The 24,346-nt window shown below is 60.4% G+C and carries 23 protein-coding genes, 1 pseudogene and 1 riboswitch; of the genes and pseudogenes, 8 read left to right on the plus strand and 16 right to left on the minus strand.

Features of this window, described 5'->3' with window-relative positions:
* Positions 1–96: 96 nt before the first annotated feature.
* From FHS09_RS20620 to FHS09_RS20630, 3 genes are all read right to left on the minus strand, one after another.
* Positions 97–1,164, minus strand: a complete 1,068-nt coding sequence (locus FHS09_RS20620; RefSeq protein WP_343057536.1) for a saccharopine dehydrogenase family protein — start codon at positions 1,162–1,164, stop codon at positions 97–99.
* 66 nt (positions 1,165–1,230) lie between these two features.
* On the minus strand, positions 1,231–1,443 hold the full coding sequence (locus FHS09_RS20625) for a DUF1653 domain-containing protein (RefSeq protein ID WP_183463474.1): 213 nt from the start codon (positions 1,441–1,443) through the stop codon (positions 1,231–1,233).
* A gap of 11 nt (positions 1,444–1,454) precedes the next feature.
* Positions 1,455–1,817 (minus strand): DUF3301 domain-containing protein, encoded by a 363-nt coding sequence (locus FHS09_RS20630; protein WP_343057537.1) that lies wholly within the window; start codon positions 1,815–1,817, stop codon positions 1,455–1,457.
* Between the two features lie 13 nt (positions 1,818–1,830).
* Between FHS09_RS20630 and FHS09_RS20635 the strand changes: the two genes are divergently transcribed.
* The 5 genes and pseudogenes from FHS09_RS20635 to FHS09_RS20650 all read left to right on the plus strand — a co-directional run bounded on the left by FHS09_RS20635 (position 1,831) and on the right by FHS09_RS20650 (position 5,923).
* The gene (locus FHS09_RS20635; protein WP_183463475.1) at positions 1,831–2,526 is read left to right on the plus strand and encodes an SDR family oxidoreductase; all 696 of its coding nucleotides are present in this window, start codon (positions 1,831–1,833) and stop codon (positions 2,524–2,526) included.
* Between the two features lie 466 nt (positions 2,527–2,992).
* Positions 2,993–3,325: pseudogene (locus FHS09_RS23455) on the plus strand (IucA/IucC family C-terminal-domain containing protein); the annotation flags it as partial.
* Between the two features lie 37 nt (positions 3,326–3,362).
* The gene (locus FHS09_RS22975) at positions 3,363–3,620 is read left to right on the plus strand and encodes an aldolase/citrate lyase/malate synthase family protein (protein ID WP_246395180.1); all 258 of its coding nucleotides are present in this window, start codon (positions 3,363–3,365) and stop codon (positions 3,618–3,620) included.
* Positions 3,621–4,027: 407 nt separating this feature from the next.
* On the plus strand, positions 4,028–4,933 hold the full coding sequence (locus FHS09_RS20645; protein WP_183463479.1) for a hypothetical protein: 906 nt from the start codon (positions 4,028–4,030) through the stop codon (positions 4,931–4,933).
* Positions 4,934–5,041: 108 nt separating this feature from the next.
* Positions 5,042–5,923, plus strand: a complete 882-nt coding sequence (locus FHS09_RS20650; RefSeq protein ID WP_183463481.1) for a hypothetical protein — start codon at positions 5,042–5,044, stop codon at positions 5,921–5,923.
* 91 nt (positions 5,924–6,014) lie between these two features.
* On the opposite strand, the gene FHS09_RS20655 is transcribed toward FHS09_RS20650, so the two are convergent.
* The 3 genes from FHS09_RS20655 to FHS09_RS20665 all read right to left on the minus strand — a co-directional run bounded on the left by FHS09_RS20655 (position 6,015) and on the right by FHS09_RS20665 (position 10,656).
* A complete protein-coding gene (locus tag FHS09_RS20655) occupies positions 6,015–8,843 on the minus strand; it encodes a serine/threonine-protein kinase (RefSeq protein ID WP_183463482.1) in 2,829 nt (942 codons plus the stop codon).
* Complete coding sequence (locus FHS09_RS20660) at positions 8,840–9,412, minus strand: ECF-type sigma factor (RefSeq protein WP_183463484.1); 573 nt, start codon at positions 9,410–9,412, stop codon at positions 8,840–8,842. The genes FHS09_RS20655 and FHS09_RS20660 overlap by 4 nt, the downstream gene beginning before the upstream one ends.
* 485 nt (positions 9,413–9,897) lie before the next feature.
* Positions 9,898–10,656 carry an SDR family NAD(P)-dependent oxidoreductase gene (locus FHS09_RS20665; protein ID WP_183463486.1) on the minus strand — a complete coding sequence of 253 codons (759 nt, stop codon included), beginning with the start codon at positions 10,654–10,656 and terminating at the stop codon, positions 9,898–9,900.
* A gap of 111 nt (positions 10,657–10,767) precedes the next feature.
* Here FHS09_RS20665 and FHS09_RS20670 point away from each other — a divergent pair, with 111 nt between their 5' ends.
* Positions 10,768–11,685, plus strand: a complete 918-nt coding sequence (locus FHS09_RS20670; protein WP_183463488.1) for a LysR family transcriptional regulator — start codon at positions 10,768–10,770, stop codon at positions 11,683–11,685.
* 181 nt (positions 11,686–11,866) lie between these two features.
* On the opposite strand, the gene FHS09_RS20675 is transcribed toward FHS09_RS20670, so the two are convergent.
* Together FHS09_RS20675 and FHS09_RS20680 are read right to left on the minus strand one after the other, a co-directional pair.
* Positions 11,867–12,157 (minus strand): GIY-YIG nuclease family protein, encoded by a 291-nt coding sequence (locus tag FHS09_RS20675; protein WP_183463490.1) that lies wholly within the window; start codon positions 12,155–12,157, stop codon positions 11,867–11,869.
* 111 nt (positions 12,158–12,268) lie between these two features.
* Complete coding sequence (locus FHS09_RS20680) at positions 12,269–13,357, minus strand: PA0069 family radical SAM protein (protein WP_183463492.1); 1,089 nt, start codon at positions 13,355–13,357, stop codon at positions 12,269–12,271.
* 121 nt (positions 13,358–13,478) lie between these two features.
* On the opposite strand from FHS09_RS20680, the gene FHS09_RS20685 reads away from it, so the two are divergent.
* Entirely contained in the window at positions 13,479–14,693 is a 1,215-nt protein-coding gene (locus FHS09_RS20685) for a cation:proton antiporter (protein ID WP_183463494.1), read from the plus strand.
* A gap of 71 nt (positions 14,694–14,764) precedes the next feature.
* On the opposite strand, the gene sodC is transcribed toward FHS09_RS20685, so the two are convergent.
* The 8 genes from sodC to FHS09_RS20725 form a co-directional block, all read right to left on the minus strand.
* Complete coding sequence (gene sodC / locus FHS09_RS20690; protein WP_183463496.1) at positions 14,765–15,298, minus strand: superoxide dismutase family protein; 534 nt, start codon at positions 15,296–15,298, stop codon at positions 14,765–14,767.
* A gap of 364 nt (positions 15,299–15,662) precedes the next feature.
* Positions 15,663–16,307: a GNAT family N-acetyltransferase gene (locus FHS09_RS20695; RefSeq protein ID WP_183463498.1), complete on the minus strand. Its 645-nt coding sequence runs from the start codon at positions 16,305–16,307 to the stop codon at positions 15,663–15,665.
* A gap of 33 nt (positions 16,308–16,340) precedes the next feature.
* The gene (locus tag FHS09_RS20700) at positions 16,341–17,072 is read right to left on the minus strand and encodes an alpha/beta fold hydrolase (protein WP_183463500.1); all 732 of its coding nucleotides are present in this window, start codon (positions 17,070–17,072) and stop codon (positions 16,341–16,343) included.
* Between the two features lie 145 nt (positions 17,073–17,217).
* The gene (gene tdh, locus FHS09_RS20705) at positions 17,218–18,243 is read right to left on the minus strand and encodes an L-threonine 3-dehydrogenase (RefSeq protein WP_183463502.1); all 1,026 of its coding nucleotides are present in this window, start codon (positions 18,241–18,243) and stop codon (positions 17,218–17,220) included.
* 101 nt (positions 18,244–18,344) lie between these two features.
* Positions 18,345–19,544, minus strand: coding sequence for a glycine C-acetyltransferase (locus FHS09_RS20710; protein ID WP_183463504.1), 1,200 nt, complete (start codon positions 19,542–19,544; stop codon positions 18,345–18,347).
* 141 nt (positions 19,545–19,685) lie between these two features.
* Complete coding sequence (locus FHS09_RS20715) at positions 19,686–19,901, minus strand: hypothetical protein (protein WP_183463506.1); 216 nt, start codon at positions 19,899–19,901, stop codon at positions 19,686–19,688.
* A 71-nt stretch (positions 19,902–19,972) separates the two neighbouring features.
* Positions 19,973–20,109: riboswitch (SAM-I-IV-variant riboswitch) on the minus strand.
* A 65-nt stretch (positions 20,110–20,174) separates the two neighbouring features.
* Positions 20,175–21,608 (minus strand): aldehyde dehydrogenase family protein, encoded by a 1,434-nt coding sequence (locus FHS09_RS20720; protein ID WP_183463508.1) that lies wholly within the window; start codon positions 21,606–21,608, stop codon positions 20,175–20,177.
* A gap of 212 nt (positions 21,609–21,820) precedes the next feature.
* Positions 21,821–23,425 carry a 5-guanidino-2-oxopentanoate decarboxylase gene (locus FHS09_RS20725; protein ID WP_183463510.1) on the minus strand — a complete coding sequence of 535 codons (1,605 nt, stop codon included), beginning with the start codon at positions 23,423–23,425 and terminating at the stop codon, positions 21,821–21,823.
* Positions 23,426–23,646: 221 nt separating this feature from the next.
* Here FHS09_RS20725 and pdxH point away from each other — a divergent pair, with 221 nt between their 5' ends.
* Complete coding sequence (gene pdxH / locus FHS09_RS20730; protein WP_183463512.1) at positions 23,647–24,285, plus strand: pyridoxamine 5'-phosphate oxidase; 639 nt, start codon at positions 23,647–23,649, stop codon at positions 24,283–24,285.
* Positions 24,286–24,346: the final 61 nt, after the last annotated feature.

Genomic DNA, 24,346 nt, shown 5'->3' on the forward strand with positions numbered 1-24,346 from the left:
GCCGGCGGGGGGGGCGCGGGGGGGGGGGGGGGGGGCGGGGGGGGGGGGCCCCCCCCCCCCCCCGCCCCCCCCCCCCCACCGGCCGCTCCTACAGGGTCAGTCGATACCGATCTTAATCTGTCCGGAACCGGGCAGTCGCTCCACCAGTTCGTAACCGCAGAGTTTCGACGGCGTAAAGTAGCCACCGGGCCCCTTGTAGTCGAGCAGGAATTCCATCACCGCCAGGGAGCCGTGCACCGTGACATCGTAACCGTTGGCGGTGACCACCCGGCCGATCTTGCGCTCGCCGCGGCGGTCGTGGCGTATTTCGCCCCAGATCCAGGTCTGCTGTTCCGCGCGCTTTTCCTCGCCGGGCCCGCGTACAGATTTGTCCACCTTGCGCTTGAGCCAGTCCTGCACCCACTGCTTGCGCAGCAGCCAGCGGAATCTATTCATGCGCCGCATTTTTTTTGCGCGCCGCGGGCTCATGGGAATATATACGGCGATATTGGGAATTCCGGTGGAATAGTAGGCGGTGGCCACGTCGCCCCAGGGAATGGCGACGGCGAATTTTTCCCCGCGACCGAAATCGATGGTGCGGCTGAATTCGGCGTGGCCGGTAATCTCGATCTCGCCGTTGCGCCTTATTGCGCTGCCCACGCCCAGGCTCTCGATAGAGGTCTTGGCGGTACCGGGGCTGAGGGGGGAGTCGGAATCGAAACCCAGGCTCAAGTGGGTGGCGGTGGGAATCGCCTTGTGCAGCGCCGCCGCCAGGCAGTCCGTGGGAATCACGTCGAAGCCGGTTCCCGGGCAGAGCACCACGCCCGCGGCTTTGGCTTCCGCATTCATGCTGTGGGCCAGTTGGTAGACCGACATTTCGCCCGTGATGTCCTGGTAGTGGGTGCGACTGGCGATACAGGCGAGCATCATGGGTTCGGCGGTGGCGGAGAAGGGCCCCGCGCAGTGGATCACCACGTCGATATCCCGCAGGGTACGCTCCAGAGTTTCGCTGGAGTCGAGACAGACCGCCATGGCCGGCAGTCCCAATTCTTCCGCCAGCGGCTGCAGTTTTTGCGAACTGCGCCCCGCCAGCAGCGGGCGGTAGCCTTTGGCCACGGCTTCGCGGGCGATCAGCTCGCCGGTATAGCCGTAGGCGCCGTAGATCATTATTTTTTTATTGTTCACCGATGAGAGGCCTTATCTGTTGGATCGGTTGACGGGGTGCGGCAACATTAATGGCGCCCGGTCGCGCTAGTCAAATTCCTGTAACAGTTGGAAACGCGGCACCAGTTCGCCGTCCCTTTCCACTTTTTCCGCAAACATTTCCAGCGGTCGCACCCAGACGCCGTAGTCGCCGTAAAGTGCGCGGTAGACCACCAGCCGCTCTCCGGTTTCGCTGTGAGTGGCCACTTCCATTACCTCGTAGCGCTCGCCTTTGTAGTGGCGATAGATTCCGCGTTTCATCTGTGCTCCGTTCAGGCGAGGTGGTGGGGGGAAAGTTGTATCTGCGTTATGCGCCGCCCGTGCAGCACGGCGAGCCCGGCGTAGCGGTGCTCGCCGGTGGAGGTGAACTCGAATTCGTAGCTGCGCTGCAGGCGCACCTGACCGCGGCTGTCGCGCTTGAGGCGGGTGCGCATCAGGGCCACGGTGTCGTCCAGCAACTGTACGCCCAGTTGCGCGCAGTGGCTGGCGGCGGCCCGGCGCACCTGTTCCTTGGCCGCCATGCCGGCCCACAGGTACCAGCCGGCGAGGACGAACAGGAATAGCCAGAAGAGATCGCTCAGTGAGTAGTACATTGACAGGTAGTTGCTATCATCGGGACGGTGCAAGAATACCACTGAAGGAGTCTTTATGCCCGGTACTATCCTTATCACCGGCTGCAACCGCGGCCTGGGCCTGGAACTGTCCCGCCAGTTTGCCGCCGACGGTTGGCGGGTGTTGGCCACCTGCCGCGACCCGGGTTCTGCGGAAACACTGCAGGCTTTGCGGGAGCAGTATCCGCTGCTGGAGATTTTTCCGCTGGATGTCACCGACTCCCGGCAGATGGCGGAACTGGGCCGCGAGTTACAAGGCAGGCCCATCGACATACTGCTCAGCAATGCCGGTTACTACGGCCCCAATGGCGTAGCTTTCGGCCACGTGAATCTGGACGAGTGGCGCAAGGTGCTGGAGATCAACACGCTCGCGCCCTACAGGCTGGCGGAAACCTTTTGTGACAATGTGGCCGCGAGCGGGCGCAAGGTTATTGCAGTGATCAGCAGCAAGGTGGGCAGTATCGCCGACAACGGTTCCGGTGGCGGCTACCTTTACCGCTCCTCCAAGACCGCGGTGAACCAGGTGGTAAAGAGCCTGTCCGTCGACCTGCGCGAGCGGGGCATCATTGCCCTCGCGCTGCATCCGGGCTGGGTGCAGACGGATATGGGTGGGCCCAATGCGCTGATCTCCGCGGAGGAGAGCGTTGCCGGTTTGAAGAAAACCCTGCTCGCTGCCGACCTGGACGGGAGCGGCCATTTTTTCAATTACGACGGCAGCGAGATTCCCTGGTAGCCGCCCGGCTTCGAGTAATCGGCGGGAGAGAGTGGTTTCCCCGCTCAATTTTCTGGCAGATATCCAGTGCCCCTCCATCCGGTATCGGTCCTCCGATACCGTTCCACTTTTCCCTGATCTATTCCCTCTGAAGCTCCCGTGGGCTTGATAGTGGTTTTTGTTGTAAATGAGAATTATTGGCGTGTAGAATGCGCGGCAATCGTTAATGAGAATGTTTTTCTTTTGGTAATGTTTCTCAAGTTAACGTGAAGCCGCCTGGCAGGAAGGGTACTGACAGTGCCGAGTCCGAAAGGCTGTAAAACCAATAACTCCCCATTATCAAGCGTTCGGAGGGATTCATGGCGCCATCGACAGCCGATTTACGGAATTCCGCGCCCAGCTGGCCGGCACCCTGTTTGCCGAGGACGTGCACGGGTATTCGAACACTGCACCGCTGGTGCGCGCTTTCCGGCGGCGGCACCCGGACATGGACGAGGCGACCGCTGCCATCCGCTGGTTCGGGGATTACGTCCGGCAGTTGCTGCCGCCGGTGTTGCACACATTCTTTGAATACGGCGTGGCGTTCGAACCCCATCTGCAGAACGTGCTGGTAAAACTCGACGGCTGTTCCGTTGCGGGCATTATCCTGCGCGATATGGAGGGCACCAAGCTCGATCGCTCGCGCTGGTCCGACTCTCTCCGGCCTGACTCTCGTTGGCCTGAAGAGGCGCTGCCCTCTATAAGTGCAAGGGCACGCGAGAGCATGCTGTACGAACGCGATACCGCCTGGCGGCGCGTGGTCTATTGCCTGTTCGTGAATAACCTGTGCCAGGCCGGCCATTTCCGCACTGGTCCGCGTGCCGCTCGAGCGCGCGGACCTGTCCGCGGCGCTGGGCCTGCCCTGGCAGACGCGCCACCCCACGGTTATCGAGGGAATAGAGCGTATCGCCGCAGCCGCGGCGGCGGGCATCGCCTTCTGCGCGATTCCGAGAGAGGGCGCGGATTACCGGAAATGGCTGGATCAAAAGGTGTCGCTGGTCGTGCTGGGCACGGATCGGGGCGTTATTCGCAAGGGCCTGGCGGCGCACCTGGAAAAGTACGCCGGTCCCCGCTGATTCGCAAAGCCGCTGCGCAGCGGCCGTTGGCGCAGCGAGCGACCTGCAGGAACATGCCTCCCGATGCCTCGATACGCTGCCCATTGATCCAGCGATTCTCCTCCGACAGCAGTAAGGCGATAACGCCGCCGATATCCTCAGTTGCAGTACGGCGGTGCGGGCGCAGCGCTTTCGGCTACGCGCTGTGCTGCTGTTCGACAATTTGATAGAGAAGGCGGGTACAGCCGCCGAGAGTAGTGTCCAAACCCATCTTGCCCCCTCGGTTCTTTGGTCGTTTTTTGACCATTCAAAAATTTTCTTAGATCTTTGTCCGGATTTCCCTCCGATTTCTGTATACCCGAGTGGGCAAGGCGAGCCGGAGAGCCTGGACCCACAACTTTTTTAGTACAGAAAACAAAGGAATATTTATGAAGATCGCAATTGGACAAGGCCTGATGATACTGGGCTTAATGCTTGCCGGCCCCGCCCTTGGGTCGGAACTACTCTGGGACAATGGTGCGCCCAATGGCAGCGGCGGCCTCAACAGTCAGTATGAAACCGTCCTGGACGACTTCTACGTGCCCGGCGGGGGCTGGTTTATTAGCGGTGCCGAAACCGTGGGCATTTTCCTCAATCCGGGCAGGGTGGTCACCACTGTGGATGTCACGATTTGGGGACACGACTATGACACTGGTAAACCCAACGGAAGCGATACAGTCAACCTCAATGTCACCAACTTTACCGCCACGCCCACGGGAGAGCTCTGGTATGGCTATGAGAAAATTGAGATAGCGGTTGAATTCGACCTGACATTTCTAAAGGGCCAGGAGTACTACTGGATTGAGTTCGACGTGTCTGACCAGTACGGCGAGCGCATTATATTCCTGGATCGGGCGCCGGTTGCCTACCAGCCCGCCCATGCACGCTCCAATCCATATCCCTTCTCCCTGGAATACAAGGACCTTTCCTATTCGTTACACGGGACCAAAGTAGTGGTATTGAATCTGCCAGGGGCGAATGACTTCACCTTTAAGGGTTTCGACCAGGGCCGGGAAGCGCACACCATTTTCATTCCCTCGCAACTGGGAATCTTCCAGCGCGGTATCTACCAAATGCAATTGATCGACCGCCAGCCACAACTATTTCGGTTTGACCGCGACGGACGCAGCCGGATTGACTTCCCCCTACAAAAGCGAAGCGCCGACCCGGATGCTCAACCGTTCAGTACGCCTCTGGGTGATGATATGTGTAAAGACGCCCCCGACCTTATCCACGGGTTCTGCCAGAGCTTTGTGGCTTGCGCTGCCTATGAATTGTTTTGCCCTGGTTTTTAAACAGCCCCGGGCATAGGCAACCGTGTAATAGGGTGGCGTAGGCTGCCCTTAATTTGTCACAATCGGCGCTTCCCGCAACGGGAAAACTTAAGCAAAGGAAAGAAGCAAATGAAAGGAAGAGAAGTAATTCGCATGAGCTCGAAACACCGGTTATATCCGGGCGCGCACCTAGTGGCAAGCCTCACGCTCTGGGCCGCCCTCGTAGTACCCGGACTTGCCCAATCGTCCGGTTATTGGTCCGCGGTGCCCAACGTACAGCTTGCAGATACCCTGACAATAAATGCGGTAACTGCTTTAAACGACTTTGGTATTTGTGAGAAAGGCCACGAGAAACTCCCGGGGGTGAACTTTTGCATCGAAGCTTATTCACAAATTGCCATCGAAGATGGTCACTACTTGGTGAGCTCCCAGCATAACCAACACTGTGCGGCCGGCTTCGCTTATCCCTACGCCGGTTCCACGATCTGTGTCGCCGAAAATCTCGCCTTGGCACTTGTGGACGGGCAGTTAACCCTGGTTGAACAGCAATGCCCCTCCGGCTTTGTGGCGTTTGGCAATAAATCCGGCTGTACCCCAGCCGGCCAGGCGCCGGACGAAACCCAATTGTCCGACAACCCCGCTCGGTGCCGGCTGGGTTACATGCAGGTGGATGGCTATTCGATCTGCGTCGCCAACACCATCGCCTTGCGGACCAGTAGCGAGCAAAGCTTCGGTATCGACCCCAGCGCGGAGGTTTGCCGGCGCGGCCGGGAACGGGTGCAGCGAGGTGGTTTTTGCGTACCGATTCACAACGCCGTCCAGTGTGAACCGCGCCGTGATTCCACAACCGCCCATCTCCAGGCTGTTTGCTTCGTCAACAGTGAAGACCGGGAATGCAATTTGGAAAATGTGTACACGGAAGAACAATTGATACTGGACAGCGGCGACCTGGGGTTGAAGGCTGTAGACATTTTTATGTGTTCCCTGGGCCCCGGCCGTATCATACCGTAGGGCCTTTTTAACGCCCCAGAAGAAGTTTTTCCTTATATTTCAGCAAGGCTAGGTTTATGGATGGGAATTGGCGGGTGCAAGTATGCATCCGTTAGTTCGGCCTCGGCTTGTTCAAGGTGGTACTGACTGGTCTCCCAGGGCCCGCCTGCGCCAACGCCAGCAGCTTTTGCCGGCTTCCGAATTGGCTGGTGGCATAGCCCCTTAAAATCGGCAGACTTTCATTCAGGAGCGCCCGGCCCTGGGAATTCCCATTTTGCCGTGATAGGGCAATACCCAGTAGTACCTTGGCTTCCACCACTTTATTATGAGTTTCCGGGAAAAACCGCCGATGGACCGCCAGGGCTTCACGTACGGCGATCTCGGCCTCATCATACCGGTTCAACTCGAGCAGCGTTAGCGCATAACCCATTTGTGTATCGGCGGCATGTTTGGCGGTACGGGGCATTTGCTGCAAGGCCTCGCGAAACAGTGCCAAAGCTTCCTGGTGATCGCCTTGTAGGTAGCTGAGTTTCGCCAGTTGGCTGATCCCCCGGCCGAGGGTTTCACCGTTGTCCGTCAAGCTTTGAAACGTTCGTAACATACGATCGAAGCTGGCCCTGGCTTCTGAGAATTTTCCCGCATCCTGTAGAATTACGCCTTGCCATAGCAGGCTGGCCGCGCCCGACATATTCGATAGCTGTTGCAAGCCGGTCCTCAGCGCCAGATCCTCGGCTATGAGTCGCTCAGCGGCGGGGAGGTTGCCGGCGTAATAATTAAGAATCGCGAGGCTCCGCAGCGTATTGGCCACATAGAAGTGACGTTCGCCAAGCAGTTCCACTTGCAGCTGCAAGGCCTCCTCCGCCATCTTTCTCGCTTCGGCGTAATACTCCATGTCGGTTAAAACAACAGCACCATTGGACAGGGATACCGTATAGAAGGAATGGGTCTCGCCCAGGACCACCTTTTGAATAGCGATCGCCTGTTCGATATTGGCCCGGGCGGCGGCAAAGTCGCCCTGGGCATGCTGTATGGAAGCCAGGTTATTGAGTGCGGTGGCAAGCTCCTCGCTGTGGCCTTGATCAATGGGCCACGCCAGTTCAATCGCTTGGTCGATGTGGCGGCGAGCCGAGTCCAGCTCACCCTGCAATCGCAATAGTTGGCCGTAGGCGGCCAGCGCCTGGACCTGATAGCGCCGTTGTCTTTCATCGGTTTGAGTTAAGGTTGAATACAGGATTAGCGACTCCTTGAAGTAAGCCTCGGCTTTGGAGTATTTTCCCTCGTAGGTATAGGCGAAGGCCAAATGGGAGAGGGTGTTCGCCATGCCGGCCGGATCGTAAACTTGCCCCTGCTTGCGTTTTTGCAACGATGTTTCCAGTGCATCCGAGGCCAGGCGCCAGGATCCCTGACTTATGTAAATTTCTCCCAGAACAGTCAACAGGTGAGACTGGATCCCGGGCACGGTTTCGAGATCAAGCAGGATCCGCCGGTAGTTATCGTCGAGCAGCTGCTTTGCGGAAATGTCGTCCAACCCGGCAACATTGGGATCCGCAGCTTTGAATACATTGGCCAGCACAGTGGATACCTGCTCGGCCTTGCTCCTTTCAATCTCACTTTGTTGGAGTGCGCGCTCGATTCGCTTCGCCTGCCAAGTGACAGTACCGGCATAACCCACAACAAATACCAGAAAAAAACCGGCAATACTGACGGCTTGCCAATGTTGACGAAAAAATTTAGCCATTCGATAAGAAGATGTCTGAATCCTGGCTTGTACCGGCCGATTGCGGAAATAGGCATTGATATCCCGGGCCAGGGCTTCCATGGATGAATAGCGCTGCTCGGGCCTGCTCTGGAGCATTTTGATGACTATCGCATCCAGGTCACCGCTCAGGGCCTTGCGCCTGCGTTTTCGTTGCTCCGGACTTAAATCACCGAAGTTCGTGCCGGTTGGGTTTCCGCGAGTGCCGGGCGGCCCGGCCAGGACTTCACTGGGCGGTGGGGGTTCGCTGTGACATATCGCATTAACCAGATCTACCAGCGAGCCGGATTTCTGTTCGTAGGGTTTTTGGTCCGTCAATAATTCGTAGGTGACCAGCCCCAATTGATAGATGTCCGTGGCCACTGTCACGTTGTTGTTCTGCAATTGCTCTGGTGTGGCATAGCCGGGCGTCAACAGCCGGTCTCCTGTCCGGGTAAGATTCATCCGGTCCGGCTCATCAAGCAATTTGGCAATTCCAAAGTCCAACAGCTTGATGTCCCCAGAGGTGGTGACGAGAATATTGGATGGTTTAATGTCGCGGTGCACAATCAGATTTTTGTGCGCGAAGCTCAATGTGTTGGCCACCTGCAAAATCAGCCGCAGCCGCGATCGGACGCCAAGATTTTTTTCCTGACAGTATTTGTCAATGTGCTGGCCGTCAACAAGTTCCATAATGAAATAGGCCAGTCCTTCTTCCGATACGCCGCCGTCGTACAGCCGGGCGATATTGGAGTGCTCCAAGGACGCCAGCAGGCGCCGCTCCTGATAAAATCGTTCCTGCGCAATGTCCTGCCCCGGCTTGTCTGACAGTACCTTGATGGCGACTTGTTGCGTAAAGTCCCCCTTGGTTCGCTCGGCGCGATAGACGGCGCCCATTCCGCCGCGGCCAATCTCCTCGCGGAGTTCGTAGGGGCCTATCTGCAAGTGCGCGAATTTCGCGCCCGGGGCACTGTCCACGGCCGCTTCATAAGGCCTGTGTGCGCCGGCCAGGTGCATGGCGTTCCTGTCCAAAAAATTCGGCGATTCGGCGGCTAGCAGCAATGTTTCAACCTGTGCGGCCAGTTCGCCGTCGTCTTGGCACCGGTTACGGATATAAGAAATCCGCTCCACTTCCGGCAAATCCAGTACCGCATCCAGAATTGCCTCGACGAGCTTCCACTTTTCCCTGTCAAATTCGATGCTCATCCCCGGCCCTCGATGTTTAGTGCTTTACTGATCAAAGCTTTGGCTTTTAACCAGTTTCGACGCACAGTCCTTTCGCTAAGCCCTTGCACCTTGGCAATTTCACCCTCGGTCATGCCGGCGAAGAACCGCATTTCCACCAGTTCCGCCAAGCGCCGATCGATCTGAGTGATCGCTTCCAACGCGCTGTTAACAGATAACAGGGTATCCCAATGATGGTCGGAGTGGAGCAGTATTTCGTCGAAGGTGACCTGCTGCCAAGCTCCTCCTCTTTTCAAGGCCTGCTGCTGTTCCGCGTAGTTAATAATGATCTGACGCATGGCTTTGGCGGCAATTGCAAAGAAGTGGGCCCGGTTGGTGATTCGGCTATGACTGCCTTGAGCCAGTTTTAGCCAAACCTCGTTTACCAGGGAAGTTGTGCACAAGGTGCGCGAATCCCAAGCCTGTTTTAGCTGATTGCGCGCAATACGACGCAGCTCGTTATAGACCACCGGAAACAATCGATGCATCAGCTCCGCGGGACTGAGTTGGTGATCGTTCAGGATGTGTGTGATGTGGTTGTTGTCAGGCATTTAGGTGGCCTCGGAGTACAGGAAGAATAAACACCCTCTTTGTCCGGGTCTAGCGGTGATTTGCCGCCAACTGCCCGCTGTTTGTCCGTCTGCCGCGGTCTATTCATGGGTACGTCGGAGCAAACGCTAATCTGATGAAGATTATCTGTGCGGCGGCATCGATGCGAAGAGATGGCTGCCCAGGCCGATTACCACGGCGAGAGCACTGAACGCTTCAAGCAGTGCAATGAACATCGCAAGTTGCGGCGCCAACGGGAGATGCCGGACTCCTGTCATTGTGGTCATGCTGCACGAGTGCGAGGCCGATAGGCGTCGTGTGGTCTACCGCCTGTTGGTCAATAACCTGTGCCAGGCGGCGCTCCACTGTTCGTGCTGGGCAGGATAGGGGCGTTATTCGCAAGAGCTTGGCGGCGCACCTTGAAAGGTACGCCGGTCTCCGCTGATTTGAAAGGCCGCTCCGCGCCAGCCATTGGCGCGTCGCACGTCTACAGGAACATGCCGCCGGATGCCTCGATACGCTGCCCGTTGATCCAGCGGTTGTCTTCCGACAGCAGCGAGGCGATAACGCCGCCGATATCCTCCGGAAGACCCACGCGTCCCAGTGCCGTCTGCGAGGCGATAAGGGCATTCACTTCCCGGTTGTCTCGCACCAGACCCTCACCGAAGTCGGTTTCGATGGCCCCGGGTGCCAGTGCGTTGGCGGTGATGCCCCGCGGCCCCAGTTCCCTGGCCAGGTAGCGGGTCAGCACTTCCACGGCACCTTTCATCGCCGCGTAGGCGGCATAGCCGGGCAGAGAGAAGCGAGCCAGGCCGCTGGACAAGTTGACGATGCGCCCGCCGTCGGCGATCAGCGGCAGCAGTGTCTGGGTCAGGAAGAACACCCCTTTGAAGTGAACATTCATCAATTGGTCGAATTGTTCCTCGCTGGTTTCCACGAAGGGTGCCTGGACACCGATACCGGCGTTATTCACCAGGTGATCGAAATATCCGCGCTGCCAGCGGGACTGCAATAGCTCCCGCAACTGTTCGGCGAAATCGGCGAAACCCGCTGCGTTTGCGGTGTCCAGCTGCAGGGCGGCGGCGCGGGCGCCCCGCTGTTCGATTTCGCTAACCACCGCTTCCGCGTCTGCCCGACGGCTGTGGAAGGTGACGATCACGTCCACGCCTTTGTCTGCCAGTCGCAGGGCGGTATCCCGACCGAGGCCGCGGCTGCCGCCGGTAACGAGTGCAATTTTTCGATTCATGCTCAGTTCCTCCCGTGGGTTTGTTTTTACGGAGGGAAGCTTATTGGCTGGGAATTCATAGATAAATGCAGGTGGGCTGGCTAGACTGTTCACTATTCTTGAACAATTGAGATGCCGGACGTGAAGCTACTGGAATCCATGCAGATCTACCAGCGCGTGGCGGAGCAGGGCAGTTTTACCGCCGCGGCGGACAGCCTGGGCCTGTCCCGGGCCAGCGTGTCCGGCGCGGTGCGGCAGTTGGAGAACCTGCTCGGCACCCGGCTCCTGCACCGCACCACCCGCAGCGTGCAGATGACCCAGGACGGGCGGGTTTTCTACGAACGCAGCCGGGACCTGCTGGCGGATATGGACGAGCTGCAGAACCTCTTCCGCGAGGATGCGTCGGCGCTGCACGGGCGCCTGCGCGTGGATATGCCGCTGCCGGTGGCGCGGGACCTGGTGATACCGCGGCTGCCGGAATTCCTGCGCCGGCACCCGGACCTGGAGGTAGAGCTGAGCAGCACCGACCGCTTTGTGGATGTAGTGCGCGAGGGATTCGACTGCGTGTTGCGGGTCGGCACTCTGGAAGACTCCGGCCTGATCGCGCGGCCGCTGGGCCACTACCGCACGGTGAGCTGCGCCAGCACCGAGTACCTGGCGGAACACGGTACACCGCGCAGCCTGGAGGACCTGTCCGGGCATCGGCTGGTCCACTATGTGCCGTCCCTCGGCGCGCGGCCGCCCGGTTTCGAGTATATCGACCCGGATGAGCCGGACAGGGAGAAATCCCTGCCCATGGAGGGAGCGGTCACCGTCAACAATACCGCGGCCTACCTGGAGGCATGCCGGGCGGGGCTGGGGATTATCCAAGTGCCGGAGGCCGGCGTGCATCCCTATCTGGAATCGGGGGAACTGGAGGAGGTGCTGCCACAGTACCGGCCCGCGCCCATGCCGGTGTCCCTGGTGTACGCCAACCGCCGGCACCAGCCCAGGCGGGTGCAGGTGTTTATGGCGTGGATTGCGGAGATCATGAAGCCGCGGTTGATCTAAGGTTTCGGAGTTCAGATCGAGGCGTCGTCCGCCTGGTTGTGCACTGTGCCTGCTGTGGGAGCCTGCCCTGCAGGCGAAAAAGACGGTGCTGAATTGCAACGCCGTTATTCGCCAGCAGGACTGGCTCCCAGCGCTGTTCGACAGCTTCCCAGGAGTATACGGTAGTGGCCTACTGAGCGGATCAGGACGATCCGTTCTGGCATTCGACCAGCAGCGCGGTATCGCCGGCCACCAGTGCCTCTTTCTTTTCCTTGGGCCACTTTTTTATCCGCATCTCCAGTTGCAGGGCCTCCGATCTTTCGGCAACGGCGTGCTGGAATGCCAGGGTCAGCGGACCGCGCCCGCGCAGCGCCTTGGCGCCCCTGGGGCTGCCGCTGGCGTGCTCGGCGAAGCGGCGCTCCACATCGCGGGTAATCCCCGTATAGAGGGCTCCGCTGCGGGTGCGTATCAGATAGACAAACCAGTTGTTCAAGGGTGGCCTCGCGGAAATTCCGGCCGCCTATTGTAATGACTCGGGCTCAAGAATCGAATGGAGTTCCCTGTAGCCTGCTCGCAGGCGAGCGAGCGCAGCGATTTGAACCCCTCAAAACAGCGACTGCTGTTCGCCGCTTGCGGGAGGCGGCGAGAAGCGCCCGCAGTCCAGGGCCAGCCTGCGCCGGTTCAGCCCGAGTTTTTTAATCGCCACGCGGAAGCGCTGTTGCAGCAGTTGGGCGAAGACGCCGGTGCCTGTCTGGCGCTGGGAAAAGTCGCTGCGGTAGTCGCGCCCGTCGCGGCTCTGCTGCACCAGGCTCATCACATGGGTGGCGCGATCGGGGTAGTATTCCTGCAGCCACTGACGAAACAGTGGAGCCACCTCGTGGGGCAGGCGGAGGAGAATATAGGCCGCGAATTCCGCACCGGCCTTTTGTGCGGCACCGAGAACGGCTTCGAGTTCGCTGTCGTTCAGCGCCGGAATCATGGGTGCGGCCAGCACCGCGGTGGGGATGCCGGCGCCGCTCAGGGTCTCCAGTGTACGCAGGCGTGCGGCGGGACCGGCGGTGCGCGGCTCCAGTTTTCTTTTCAGATCGTTGTCCAGCGTGGTTACGCTGACGGCTGCCTGGGCGAGCCCGTCCTGTGCCATCTCCGCCAGTATCGGCAGGTCGCGCAGGATCAGTTGGCTCTTGGTCACTATGGTCACCGGCTGGTGAAAGCGCTGCATCACCTCGAGCAGCTGGCGGGTAATCCGCTTGTCTCTTTCCAGTGGCTGGTAGGGATCGGTATTGGTACCCAGGGCGATGGGGCTGCACACATAGTTGCGTTTGCGCAGGGCCTTTTCCAGCAGCTCCGGGGCGTTGGGTTTGAAAAAGATTGTGCTTTCGAAGTCCAGCCCCGGGGACAGGTCCATATAGGCGTGGGAAGGGCGGGCGTAGCAATAAGTGCACCCATGCTCGCAGCCTCGATAGGGATTGATCGACTGGCTGAAAGGCAGGTCCGGTGAGCTGTTGCTGCTGATAATAGTCCGGGCCTTTTCCTCGATGGCCTCGGTCAGCAGCCTCCCCAGTGGCTCCTCCTCCAGCTGCCAGCCGTCGTTCTCCCGCCGGCTTACCCGGGTGGCAAAGCGGCCGGCCAGGTTGCTGGCGGCACCCCGGCCCTTGCGGGCTTGTGGTGGGTTGGCGGTGTCCTCTTCGGCCATGACGGCTACACTTCATTGACTGTATATATGTACAGTCTAAATTGAGGGGCCGCTCCTGCGCAAGCGGGGTAAATCGAGCATACACTGAAGATCATGGACATAGCGGAGGGAACCGAATGCCATGGTGACAACCTTAGTCGGTCAAGTGCTCTATCTGCTGATGGCGGTGGCTTTTGGCCTGGTGCTGGCGCGCCTCCTGCACATTGACTATGCCCTGGGCTGCCTGGCGGCCGGGGTGCTCGCCGGGCTGTTGCCGCCGGTGATCGACTACGACGCAGTCCTGCGGGCGTACAACCTGAACCAGCTGGTGTTCTTTGTCATTCTGCCGGTGCTGATTTTCGAGGCCGCGTGGCAACTGGACCCGCGGGCGCTGAAGCGCTGGCTGGGGCCGGTATTGCTGCTGGCGATATTGGGCGTTGCCATCTTCACGATGATTGCCGCGACGTTGCTCTACTACGGTACCCATCACCCGGCGGGCTTTCCCTGGACGGCGGCGCTACTGACCGGCGCGGCACTGGCGACCACGGATCCGGTAGCGATGGTTGCCAAACTGCGCAGCAGCGGTGCGGGGGAGGATCTGCTGATCCTGATGGAGGGGGAGAGTCTATTTAACGATACCGCCGCGATAGTGCTTTTCGGCCTGTTGCTCGGCTTGGCAACCCAGTCAGTGGAGGGTGCCACCCAGCCGTTCGGCAGTGTGATGCTGCATTTTGCGTGGAGCTTTATCGGCGGACTGGGGCTGGGGGCGCTGTGCGGCCTGGCGACGGTGGCCCTGGTGCTGTTCCTGCATGCCGTGGGGTCGGCGCTGATGGTACTGGTGCTGGCCGCCTTCGGCAGCTTTTATCTGGCGGAACAGGTTGCGGGAGTGTCCGGTATTCTCGCGGTGATGGTGTGTGCCATCGTCGCCCGCGCCGGGCTGCAGTTGCGGGACAAAGGCCGGCTGGTGGGCGCGGCGTTCACCTGGGAATGGCTGGCGCTGGCGCTCACCGGCCTGGTGTTCGTGATCATGGGATTGACCATTACCTTTGAAATGTTCAGCCAGCATTGGTTCGCCATGTTGATTGCCATTGCCGCCGCCCTCGGCGGGCGTGCGCTGGCAATATTTACGGTTGCGCCCCTGGCGCGGTTTGTGGGGCCGCCAATCTCCAAGCCCTGGCGCCTGCTGCTGGGCTGGGGCAGCCTGCGCGGGGTGATTGCCATCGCGCTGGTGCTGTCCATCCCTATGGAGCTGCCCTACTGGTGGATAGTGCAGTCGATGGTATTCGGGGTGGTGCTGTTTTCCCTGCTGGTGCAGGGGACCAGCAGCGGCTGGCTGATTACCAGATTATCCGAATAGTTTGTGTCCGGGGATTTCCAGATTGGGCAAATCCCCGGCAGGTGACCCAAGTAGGGCGGGATTGCCCGATACTATTTGGAGGTACTGATAACCCCGCAAGCGACACGAGGGCCGCCTCCACCCAGGGGCTTCGGATGGTCCGAATAGTTGTCCCCTCCCTGGTGAACCATCAGTGAATGCCCCTTCAGGTCGGAAAGTTTCAGCCGGGGGGCCAATACCGGGCTGGTGGAACTTCCTTTGGGGTCGGCAAATAGAGCGGGAAGATCTCCGAGATGTCCGTCTCCCCAGGGAGGATCGTGACGCTTGGTTTTGGCCGGGTCATAGTGTCCGCCCGCCGCCAGCGCCGCTGTCATCTTGCCGTCCTTTTCCTTGGGCTCACAGCTGGGGAACTCGTGGAGATGGAAGCCGTGCAGCCCCGGCGTCAGCCCGGTGAGGGAGGGGGTAAACACGACGCCGTATTTCGTTTCGCTGGCGACTACCTGGCCGATCGGTTTTCCGACGCCGTCTTTGTTTACGGCGTGCATTTCAATGGTGATATCCGCCTGTACCAGGCCGGATAAAAGCAGAGTGGTAAAACCCAATAGTGTTTTGACTCGAGCATGCATCGTTCAACCCTCATGGTGTTGCTGTTTCGAGTGCCCAGCGGCCGCCGAAAAATCTATGGCGTTTCCGCCATCTTCTTTCCGGCTCTCTTTGTCTGCACGGTCACCGGAGTGCGGAGTCGCAGACTCGCACAAGTTTAGGCATTAACAGACGGGGTGCACATGCTTACCTGTCTGCCGCGGTAGATGGGAGAAAACGATCTCCAATTCCAATAGCGGATCGAAGTAAAAGTGATAGCTGTTATTTCCTCCGACTTCGGTTGTATAGCCCGCTGCCGAGGTATCCCCGATCCGCTAGCGGTCTGTGCCGGGTCTTGGAACCTGTTTGAAGTCTTAGAAAATGCGGTCTCGGTGCGGGGCTGGGTTTTTAGACTGGCTGTTTCCCGGAGTTTAAGGGAAGCTCCATATGGGTGTGATCCGGTACTCTGCCAAAGCGGGAATGTAGTCCGGTCGTGCGGGTGTGCTTCTCAGAAAAGCCCATGCATTTATAGAGGGACTTTGCCCGCGGATTGGTCTCCGCAACGTCGAGAGCGGCAGTTTCCAGGCCTTTCTCGTGAATTCGCCCCAGCAGTTTTTGCAGAAGCTTTTTACCGATACCGCGGCCGCGGTATTCCGGCACAACCCCGAGATGGTAAATAACTCCGACTCCGGATTTTGGCGGCTGTATTACCAGTTCGGCGCGCAGTCCGCGGGTAATGGTGCGCATGGCGGCCAGTGGAGGGTAGAAGCTTGCGATGCTGCGGAAGGCGGAGAGTGTGAATGCAAGGTTCTGTGTCGCATCGCGGATGGCGCCAACGCCAACCAGGGTGCCGTCCAGCAGCGCCGCGGTGTGTTGCCGGTAACCAAATTCGGAGTTGCCGGCTACAAATGCCTGGCGCAGGAACTCCAGCGACTGCTGTTCCGAGCAGTCGCAGAAGACGTAGTCGAATGCCGCGGGCCCGGAACTGTAAATCAATGGAACTGCCCGATCCACATCTCGGGGATGACAGGGGCGGAAGCTGATTTCAGGCATTGCTTTTTACCTATTTTTGCTGTGGAAAGCCTTTTATTGTGATGCCATATCGTCCGCTGGTTCGGCGAGCGGCCTTATCTTTCCTGCAATCCATTCCGCGCAGGCCTTGGGCCTGGTCTGCAGGAGTAAGTGTGGCCCTTCCAGTGAATCCAGTTGGCAGGATTCCAAATGTACCCCAAACCACCTGGCAGCAGTCGGCGGTACCAGCCGGTCCCTGGCTGCCTGAAGGTAGTGGCAGGGGGGTTGTTGTGGCTTTATTTCAAGTGGTTGGCAGCTCGCTATCAGTGACAGACGATGGCGAAGTATCGCGGGGTGGACCTCAGCCAGGGCTTCGCGAAGCAGGGATAGTTCTGTGGCGGATGCGTTTTTGCCGAGGCAGAAATGCTGCAACAGGAAGTCGGGGGCGATCCGTATTACCGAACCGGTGCCGGGCAGCCGGCGCGCGAGATTGAGAAGTCGCGGTCGTGGGGGGGCGGCGAAGGTGACGACAAACAATATCGATTTGAGTCCGGGTAATTTCCTGGCCATCAGCTCCAGGGCAACCAGGCCGGAAAAGGATTCCGCAAGCAGGGTGAACCCGCCGTGCGGCAATTGCCGGGCTACCAGATCGGCGTATTCTGCGATGGAGAGCTGCTGGTCTTTTGGATAGGCGATAACTCTGGGGCGGACCCATTTCGGCAGGGCGGCCAGCAGAGGGCGGAACAGAATACCTGTGCCGTCTAGTCCGGGCAGCATTACCAGGTTTGCCGGGTTATCTTTCTCCATATCCTGATTCTCTGCCGATGGCCGCGATTTATTGTTGTGGGGACGGGAAATTTAGTGGTGGTAGGGTCGCTGCTCCCGATTATGCCCGAAAAGGGCGGGCCTTGTGGCCCGCTTGCGGAGCTGGAGCTCCGCGGTCCCGGCGGCGTTACTGCCAGTTCAGGATGACTTTTCCGGACTCGCCGGAGCCCATGGTGTCGAAGCCTTTTTGGAAATCATCGATAGCGAACTGGTGGGTGATGATCGGGGTCAGGTCCAGGCCGGACTGGATCAGGCTGGCCATCTTGTACCAGGTTTCGAACATCTCGCGGCCGTAGATGCCCTTGATAATCAGGCCCTTGAAAATCACCTGGCTCCAGTCGATGGCCATTTCCCCCGGGGGAATGCCCAGCATGGCGATCTTGCCGCCGTGGTTCATGGCGCTGAGCATATCGCGGAAGGCGGCGCCCACACCGGACATTTCCAGACCCACGTCGAAGCCCTCGGTCATACCGATTTCCCGCATCACTTCCGGCAGCTTTTCTTTGCTGACATTGACCGTGCGGGTTGCGCCCATTTTCTTCGCCAGGTCCAGGCGATAGTCGTTGATATCGGTGATCACCACATGGCGCGCGCCCACGTGACGGGCCACCGCCGCGGCCATAATGCCGATGGGGCCGGCACCGGTGATCAGCACGTCCTCGCCCACCAGTTCGAACGAAAGGGCCGTGTGCACTGCATTGCCGAAGGGGTCGAAAATCGAAGCCAGGTCGTCGGAGATATTTTCCGGAATCTTGAATGCGTTCAGTGCCGGAATCACCAGGTATTCGGCAAAGGCGCCCTGGCGGTTCACGCCTACGCCATAGGTGTTGCGGCACAGATGGCGGCGGCCGGCGCGGCAGTTGCGACAGTGGCCGCAGGTGATATGGCCCTCGCCGGAAACGCGGTCGCCCACTTCGAAGCCGCGCACTTCCTGGCCCATGCCCACTACCTCGCCCACATATTCGTGGCCAACCACCATGGGTACCGGAATGGTTTTCTGCGACCACTCGTCCCAGTTGTAGATATGCATATCGGTGCCGCAGATGGCGGTCTTGCGGATTTTGATCAACAGGTCGTTGTGGCCCGGGGTCGGGGGTGCGATTTCGGTGAGCCAGATGCCGGGCTCGGATTTTAATTTCGAGAGTGCTTTCATTGGTCTGGTGCCAGCTATTGAGATCGATCGCGGCCAACGGCCGCTCCTACACGGATTTCTATCGGCTGTAGGAGCGGCCGTTGGCCGCGATCGGAATTGAATCAAATGATATTGAGTTCTTTGCCCACGTCCACGAAGGCATCGATGCACTGGTCGAGCTGCTCCTTCGTGTGCGCGGCGGACATCTGGGTGCGGATGCGGGCCTGGCCCTTGGGTACCACCGGGTAGAAGAAGCCGATTACATAGATGCCGCGCTTGAGCATCTTGTCAGCCATCTGCTGGGCGAGGGCGGCGTCGCCGATCATCACCGGGATGATCGGATGGTCTGCGCCGGCCAGGGTAAAGCCGGCCTCGGACATACGCTGGCGGAAGTAGGCTGAATTCTCCCGCAGTTGTTCGCGCAGCTCCCCGCCCTCCATCAGCATATCGAGCACCTTCAGCGATGCGGCGACAACGGCTGGTGCCAGCGAATTGGAGAAGAGGTAGGGGCGCGAGCGCTGGCGCAGCAGTTCGATAATTTCCCTGCGTCCGGAGGTAAAGCCGCCGGAGGCGCCGCCCAGGGCTTTGCCCAGGGTGCCGGTGATAATGTCCACGCGATCGATCACGTCGCAGTACTCGTGGGTGCCGCGGCCGTGTTCGCCGAGGAAGCCCACGGCGTGGGAGTCGTCCACCATTACCAGCGCGTTGTATTTGTCCGCGAGGTCGCAGATGGCCTGCAGGTTGGCGATCACTCCATCCATCGAAAAGACGCCGTCAGTGGCGATCAGCTTGGTCCTGGCACCGGCCTGATCTGCGGCCCGCAACTGGGCTTCCAGGTCCGCCATATCGTTGTTGGCGTAGCGGTAGCGGTTCGCTTTGCACAGGCGCACGCCGTCGATGATGGAGGCGTGGTTGAGAGCGTCGGAGATAATCGCGTCCTCCGGGCCGAGCAGGGTTTCGAACAGGCCGCCGTTGGCGTCGAAGCAGGAGGAGTAGAGGATGGTGTCCTCGGTGCGCAAAAATTCCGACAGGCGGGATTCCAGCGCCTTGTGGATATCCTGGGTGCCGCAGATAAAGCGCACCGAGGCCATGCCGAAGCCGTACTGGTCGAGGCCCTCTTTGGCCGCCTGGATCAGGTCCGGGTGGCTGGCCAGGCCCAGATAGTTGTTGGCGCAGAAATTCAGCACCTCGGTTTCGTTGCTGACCTGGATCTGCGCGGCCTGCTGGGAGGTGATGATGCGCTCGCGTTTGTAGAGGCCGTCCGCTTCGATCTGTTTCAGTTCATCGCGCAGGTGCTGGAAGAATTGTTCTGGCTTGGACATGGTATTGTTGTCAGCTCCTTATTTTGGCGCTTGTGGCGCGTAGGGTGGACAAGCGCAGCGCATTCACCACTCCCGGTGCGGGTTTACGGCGGATGCGTTGCGCTCATCCGCCCTACAGACCCTTTGGCACAAGTCTAGTTGTCATCCCGCCAGCTCGCAGGCCTTGTGGGCCGTTACCGGTTCGGCGCTGGCGCGACAATTGGTGGCGAATTTTAACGCTTCTTCGGCGGTATCGAACAGTAGTTGCCACAGCAGCTGCCGGTCGGTTCGCCGTACGGCGCGCACGGCGGTTCGGCTGCGCTGGGCGGCAATCTGAATTTCGATGACTTCGCTGTTGGATTGCAGTTCTGCGGACATGGTCCCTCCAATACTCATACCTTGAGTAAAACGCTTGGAGGGCTGACGTGGGAGCGGCGAACTTTCGTTTGCCTATCCGGTTGGATTACCCGATTAGTGCGGGTCCCATCTCTCTCATCGGTTCCGGGCATGGAATCGGTGAAGAGAAAACCACCTTGCCCCGGTCGGCAGGTTGGCGTTGGCGTCAGCCACTCTCTTGATGTGAGGGCAAAGATAGCCATGTCCGGATGGGCAGTCAACAGCGCCGCCTTCGAGTAGCGGCGTCGTGGAAGTTTATTCGGGCAATTGCACGGATTTCAGTTGGATAAACTCGTCCAGGCCGGCCTCGCCGAATTCCCGCCCGTTGCCTGAGCGCTTGTAGCCGCCAAAGGGAGCGTCGTAATTGAATTCGCCGCCGTTGACGAAGCAGAGCCCGGCCTCCATACGCCGCGCCACCGGCAAGGCGCTCTCCGCATCCCGGGCCCAGATGCCGCTGGACAGGCCGTACTGGGTGTCGTTGGCGATGGCGATGGCCTCGTCCATATCCCGGTATGGAATCAGGCAGGTTACCGGGCCGAAGATCTCCTCGCGGGCGATGGTCATATCGTTGGTGACGTTGGCGAACACCGTGGGCTTGACGTAGAAGCCTTTGGGGAAGTTCTCCGGTGTCTCGGCGCCGCCGGTCACCAGGCGCGCGCCCTCGGCGACACCTTTCTCAATATAGCTGCGCACTATGTCCCGCTGGCGCGCGGACGACAGTGGGCCCATAAGCGCATCCGGGCCGGTGCCCAGAGCCACTTCCTCCGCCATTTGTTTAGCGATGGCCACTGCCTCGTCGTAGCGCTCCGCGGGCACCAGCATGCGGGTCAGTGCGGTGCAGGTCTGGCCGGAATTGATAAACACATCCTCGCAGCCCCAGCGCACCGCCGCTTCCAGGTCTGCGTCCGGAGTGATGATCAGCGGCGACTTGCCACCCAGCTCCTGGGTCACCCGTTTCACGGTGGGAGCGGCGACCCTGGCCACCTCCACACCGGCGCGGGTGGAGCCGGTAAAGGAGACCATATCGATCTCCGGATGCGCGGCCAGCGCCGCGCCCACCACCGGTCCGGCGCCGGGCACCAGGTTGAATACGCCAGCGGGTAGGCCGGCATCGTGGATGATTTCCGCCATGACATAATCCTGCAGCGGTGTGTTCTCCGAGGGCTTGGCGATCATGGTGCAGCCCGCCGCCAGCGCCGGCGCCACTTTGCCCGCGAACTGGTGCAGTGGGTAGTTCCAGGGGGTGATAAAGCCGCACACGCCCACCGGTTCGCGCAGCACCAGGGAGTGGCCGGCTTTCTCGGTTTTCTCCATCAGCGCGGTGCGCTCGGCGTAGTAGCGCATTGCGTAGATGGGGCCGTCCACGTGCAACCACTTGGTGATATGCGCGGGACAACCCAGGGCCCTGGACACCGCCTGGACCAGATCCTCCCGGCGTTTCTCCATGCCGTCGGCAATGGCGTTGAGATAATCCCTGCGCTCGGAGGCGGAAGTGTTGCGCCAGGATTTGAACGCCCTGCGGGCTGCGGCCACTGCCGTATCCACGTCCTCGGCGGTGCCCTGGACCACCTGGCAGATTTCCTCTTCGGTGGCGGGGTCGATCACCGGGTGGCTGCTGCCGCCTTCGGAGGCCTGCCACTGGCCGTCGATATAGAGTTTGTCGGTGTGCAGTTTGTTGAAATCGGTCATGGATTTGCTCCGTGTTAGTTATTTCCGCATTCCCTTGTAGGAGCCTGCTTGCAGGCGAATGCTCGGGGCTTCGAGCTAACTCATACCCAAGCAGCCGTCCATGGAGCTGTCGCCGGCCCGGCCATCCTTGGCCGATCGCAAAAATGCGCAGCGAGCAGTGCTCGCTAAACGCGCATTTTTGCCCTGCAAGCAGGCTCCTACAGGGGGCCGAATCAGGGCGCGGTGATTTCAATCAGGGTGGGTTTGTTGTCCGCGAGCGCGGCGGCCGCCACCGGCCCCAGCTGTTCCGGCCTGTCGATCCGGCAGCCTTCGGCGCCAAAGGCTTTGGCCAGGGCGACAAAATCGGGGGTGTGCAGCTCAACGCCTTCCCGGACCACCTCGGCCTCATCCATAAAATCGCGGATCTCGCCGTAGCCGGTGTTGTTCCACACCAGTATCGGCAGCGGCAGTTGCTGCTCCACCGCAGTGGCCAGTTCGCCCAGGGTGAACATCAGCCCGCCGTCGCCGATCAGCGCCACCACGTCGCGCGGGCTGGCGAGCCTGGCGCCGATGGCGGCGGGCAGGGCGAAGCCCAGGGTGCCGTAGCCGGTGGTGCAGGTGATATGGCTGCGGGCGCTGTACAGGGGCAGGGCGCAGTTGGTGTTGTAGGCCAATTGGGTGGAGTCGGTAACCAGTATGCCGTCTTCCGGCAGCGCCTCCCGCAGGGCCTGGACCCAGGGGTAGCGGGCCTCTGAACCGGGCCACCACTCCTCGCGGCAGGCGCTGATCAGCTGTCGAACCTCGTCCCGGGCGGTTTTGCGTTTACCGGCGTCGCCTTCGGGCAGTGCGGCGTTGAGCTGTTTCAGGGTTTCCCCCGCGTCGGCGAGAATCGCCAGGTCCGGGTTGGCGTTGCATACCAGTTGCGCCGGGTCGATATCCACGCGGATCAGCCTGCCCTGAAAAGCGTAGTTGTCGCGCACCAGGTTGCGGTCGGTTTCCGCCAGTTCGGTGCCCACAGCCAGTACCACATCGGCATCCTCTATACGTTTGCGCACACAGTCGAAACTCAGGTTGGCACGGCCGCACAGCGGGTGGCGCTCGTCGACCACGCCCTTGGCGGCCAGGGACAGGAAGACTGGTGCGGCGAGCTTCTCCGCGATCTGCGTGGCATCCGCGCCGCAAGCCTGGGCGCCGCCGCCCAGCAGGATTACCGGGCGCTCGGCGCCTCGCAGCCACTCGGCGGCGGTGGAGATCGCCCCCTCAGCGGCGGCGGGCAGTTGAGCCTGCGGGCAGGCCCGGTAATCTTCCAACTCGCCGGGCATGGGGGCCGAAAACAGATCGATGGGGATCTCGATATGCACGGGGCCCGGGCGGCTGCTCGCCAACAGTTGGAAAGCCCTGGCCAGCACTTCCGGCAGCTGTTCCGCCACTGTGAGCGAGTGCTGCCAGATACAGTAGCCTCGGCTCACGTCACTCTGGCGCGGCAGTTCGTGCAGGCGGCCGCGACCCATTCCCAGGTCCTCGCGGCGATTCACCGCGGAGATCACCAGCATGGGCACCGAGTCGGAGAAAGCCTGGGCCATGGCGGTGGCGGCGTTGGTGAGGCCGGGGCCGGTGATCAGGAAGCAGACCCCGGGCCTGCCGCTGGCGCGGGCGTAGCCGTCGGCCATAAACGCGGCACCCTGCTCGTGGCGCGGGGTGATATGTTGCAGTCCGCTGCCCGGCAGGCCGCGGTACGGCTCGATGGTGTGCACGCCGGGAATGCCGAAGACTTTTTCCACCTGGTATTCGCGCAGCAGGCGCATCAGCACTTGGGCACAACTGGGCGCAGAGGACATGGCGGCTTTGTTCCTTCATCTTGTCCGAAAGTGCACAGGAGCCTAGCGGGCGCGCGCAGGGGGTGCAAGCGGCCGCAGAGTCTGCTTATTGTGGGACAAAATCGCCGGATAATTGACAATTGCTCCGGCCCGCGACGGGAAAAATTGCGCCGCGGGGACGGATTGGGAAAAATCCGCGGACTCAGTACACTAAGCCGCTCAGCAACGAAGGAAGTACAACGATGGAAATTGATCAGTGGCGCAGGGACTACCTGCGCGGCGGTTTGCGCCGCGAGGACCTGAATACGGACCCGATGGAGCATTTCACCCAATGGTTGCGCGAGGCGGTGGAGTCTGAGCTGCCGGACCCCAGTTCCATGTGCCTGGCCACCGCCGATGCCGATGGCCAGCCCACCCAGCGCATCGTACTGCTGAAGGGCTATGACGAGCGCGGCTTTGCGTTCTACACCAACCTGGAAAGCCGCAAGGCGCGGGACATCGCCGCCAACCCGAAGGTCTCCCTCCTTTTCCCCTGGCAGTCGCTGGAGCGGCAGGTGATCGTCTGCGGTCGCGCCGAGCAGTTGAGCCGCGAGGACGCCCTCATCTACTTTCGCACCCGTCCGCGGGACAGCCAACTGGCCGCCTGGGCATCGCGCCAGAGTGAGGCACTGCCGTCGCGGGATCAGCTCGAGAAGCAGTTCGAGGCGATCAAATCCCAGTACGGCGAAGGCGAGGTGCCGCTGCCGGATTTCTGGGGTGGCTACCGGGTGGTGCCGGAAACGGTCGAGTTCTGGCAGGGCGGCAGCCGCCGGCTGCACGACCGCTTTGTCTACCGGCGGGAAGAGAGCGGGCCCTGGGCGATAGAGCGGCTTTCTCCCTGACAGCAGGGTATTCCCATAAATAGCCCGAACTAAATAATTCCAAACATTTAACGTAACTACT

It is taken from the genome of Microbulbifer rhizosphaerae, assembly GCF_014191725.1.
GTDB classification, from domain to species: Bacteria; Pseudomonadota; Gammaproteobacteria; order Pseudomonadales; family Cellvibrionaceae; genus Microbulbifer; species Microbulbifer rhizosphaerae.

Coding starts and splice junctions, on each gene's coding strand:
- pdxH (WP_183463512.1), top strand. CDS start 23,647: ATGGAAATTGATCAGTGGCGCAGGGACTACCTGCGCGGCGGTTTGCGC.
- FHS09_RS20695 (WP_183463498.1), bottom strand. CDS start 16,307: ATGCCTGAAATCAGCTTCCGCCCCTGTCATCCCCGAGATGTGGATCGG.
- FHS09_RS20625 (WP_183463474.1), bottom strand. CDS start 1,443: ATGAAACGCGGAATCTATCGCCACTACAAAGGCGAGCGCTACGAGGTA.
- FHS09_RS20665 (WP_183463486.1), bottom strand. CDS start 10,656: ATGAATCGAAAAATTGCACTCGTTACCGGCGGCAGCCGCGGCCTCGGT.
- FHS09_RS20635 (WP_183463475.1), top strand. CDS start 1,831: ATGCCCGGTACTATCCTTATCACCGGCTGCAACCGCGGCCTGGGCCTG.
- sodC (WP_183463496.1), bottom strand. CDS start 15,298: ATGCATGCTCGAGTCAAAACACTATTGGGTTTTACCACTCTGCTTTTA.
- FHS09_RS20720 (WP_183463508.1), bottom strand. CDS start 21,608: ATGACCGATTTCAACAAACTGCACACCGACAAACTCTATATCGACGGC.
- FHS09_RS20715 (WP_183463506.1), bottom strand. CDS start 19,901: ATGTCCGCAGAACTGCAATCCAACAGCGAAGTCATCGAAATTCAGATT.
- tdh (WP_183463502.1), bottom strand. CDS start 18,243: ATGAAAGCACTCTCGAAATTAAAATCCGAGCCCGGCATCTGGCTCACC.
- FHS09_RS20645 (WP_183463479.1), top strand. CDS start 4,028: ATGAAGATCGCAATTGGACAAGGCCTGATGATACTGGGCTTAATGCTT.
- FHS09_RS20710 (WP_183463504.1), bottom strand. CDS start 19,544: ATGTCCAAGCCAGAACAATTCTTCCAGCACCTGCGCGATGAACTGAAA.
- FHS09_RS20650 (WP_183463481.1), top strand. CDS start 5,042: ATGAAAGGAAGAGAAGTAATTCGCATGAGCTCGAAACACCGGTTATAT.
- FHS09_RS20685 (WP_183463494.1), top strand. CDS start 13,479: ATGGTGACAACCTTAGTCGGTCAAGTGCTCTATCTGCTGATGGCGGTG.
- FHS09_RS20670 (WP_183463488.1), top strand. CDS start 10,768: ATGCCGGACGTGAAGCTACTGGAATCCATGCAGATCTACCAGCGCGTG.
- FHS09_RS20725 (WP_183463510.1), bottom strand. CDS start 23,425: ATGTCCTCTGCGCCCAGTTGTGCCCAAGTGCTGATGCGCCTGCTGCGC.
- FHS09_RS20655 (WP_183463482.1), bottom strand. CDS start 8,843: ATGAGCATCGAATTTGACAGGGAAAAGTGGAAGCTCGTCGAGGCAATT.
- FHS09_RS20680 (WP_183463492.1), bottom strand. CDS start 13,357: ATGGCCGAAGAGGACACCGCCAACCCACCACAAGCCCGCAAGGGCCGG.
- FHS09_RS20700 (WP_183463500.1), bottom strand. CDS start 17,072: ATGGAGAAAGATAACCCGGCAAACCTGGTAATGCTGCCCGGACTAGAC.
- FHS09_RS20660 (WP_183463484.1), bottom strand. CDS start 9,412: ATGCCTGACAACAACCACATCACACACATCCTGAACGATCACCAACTC.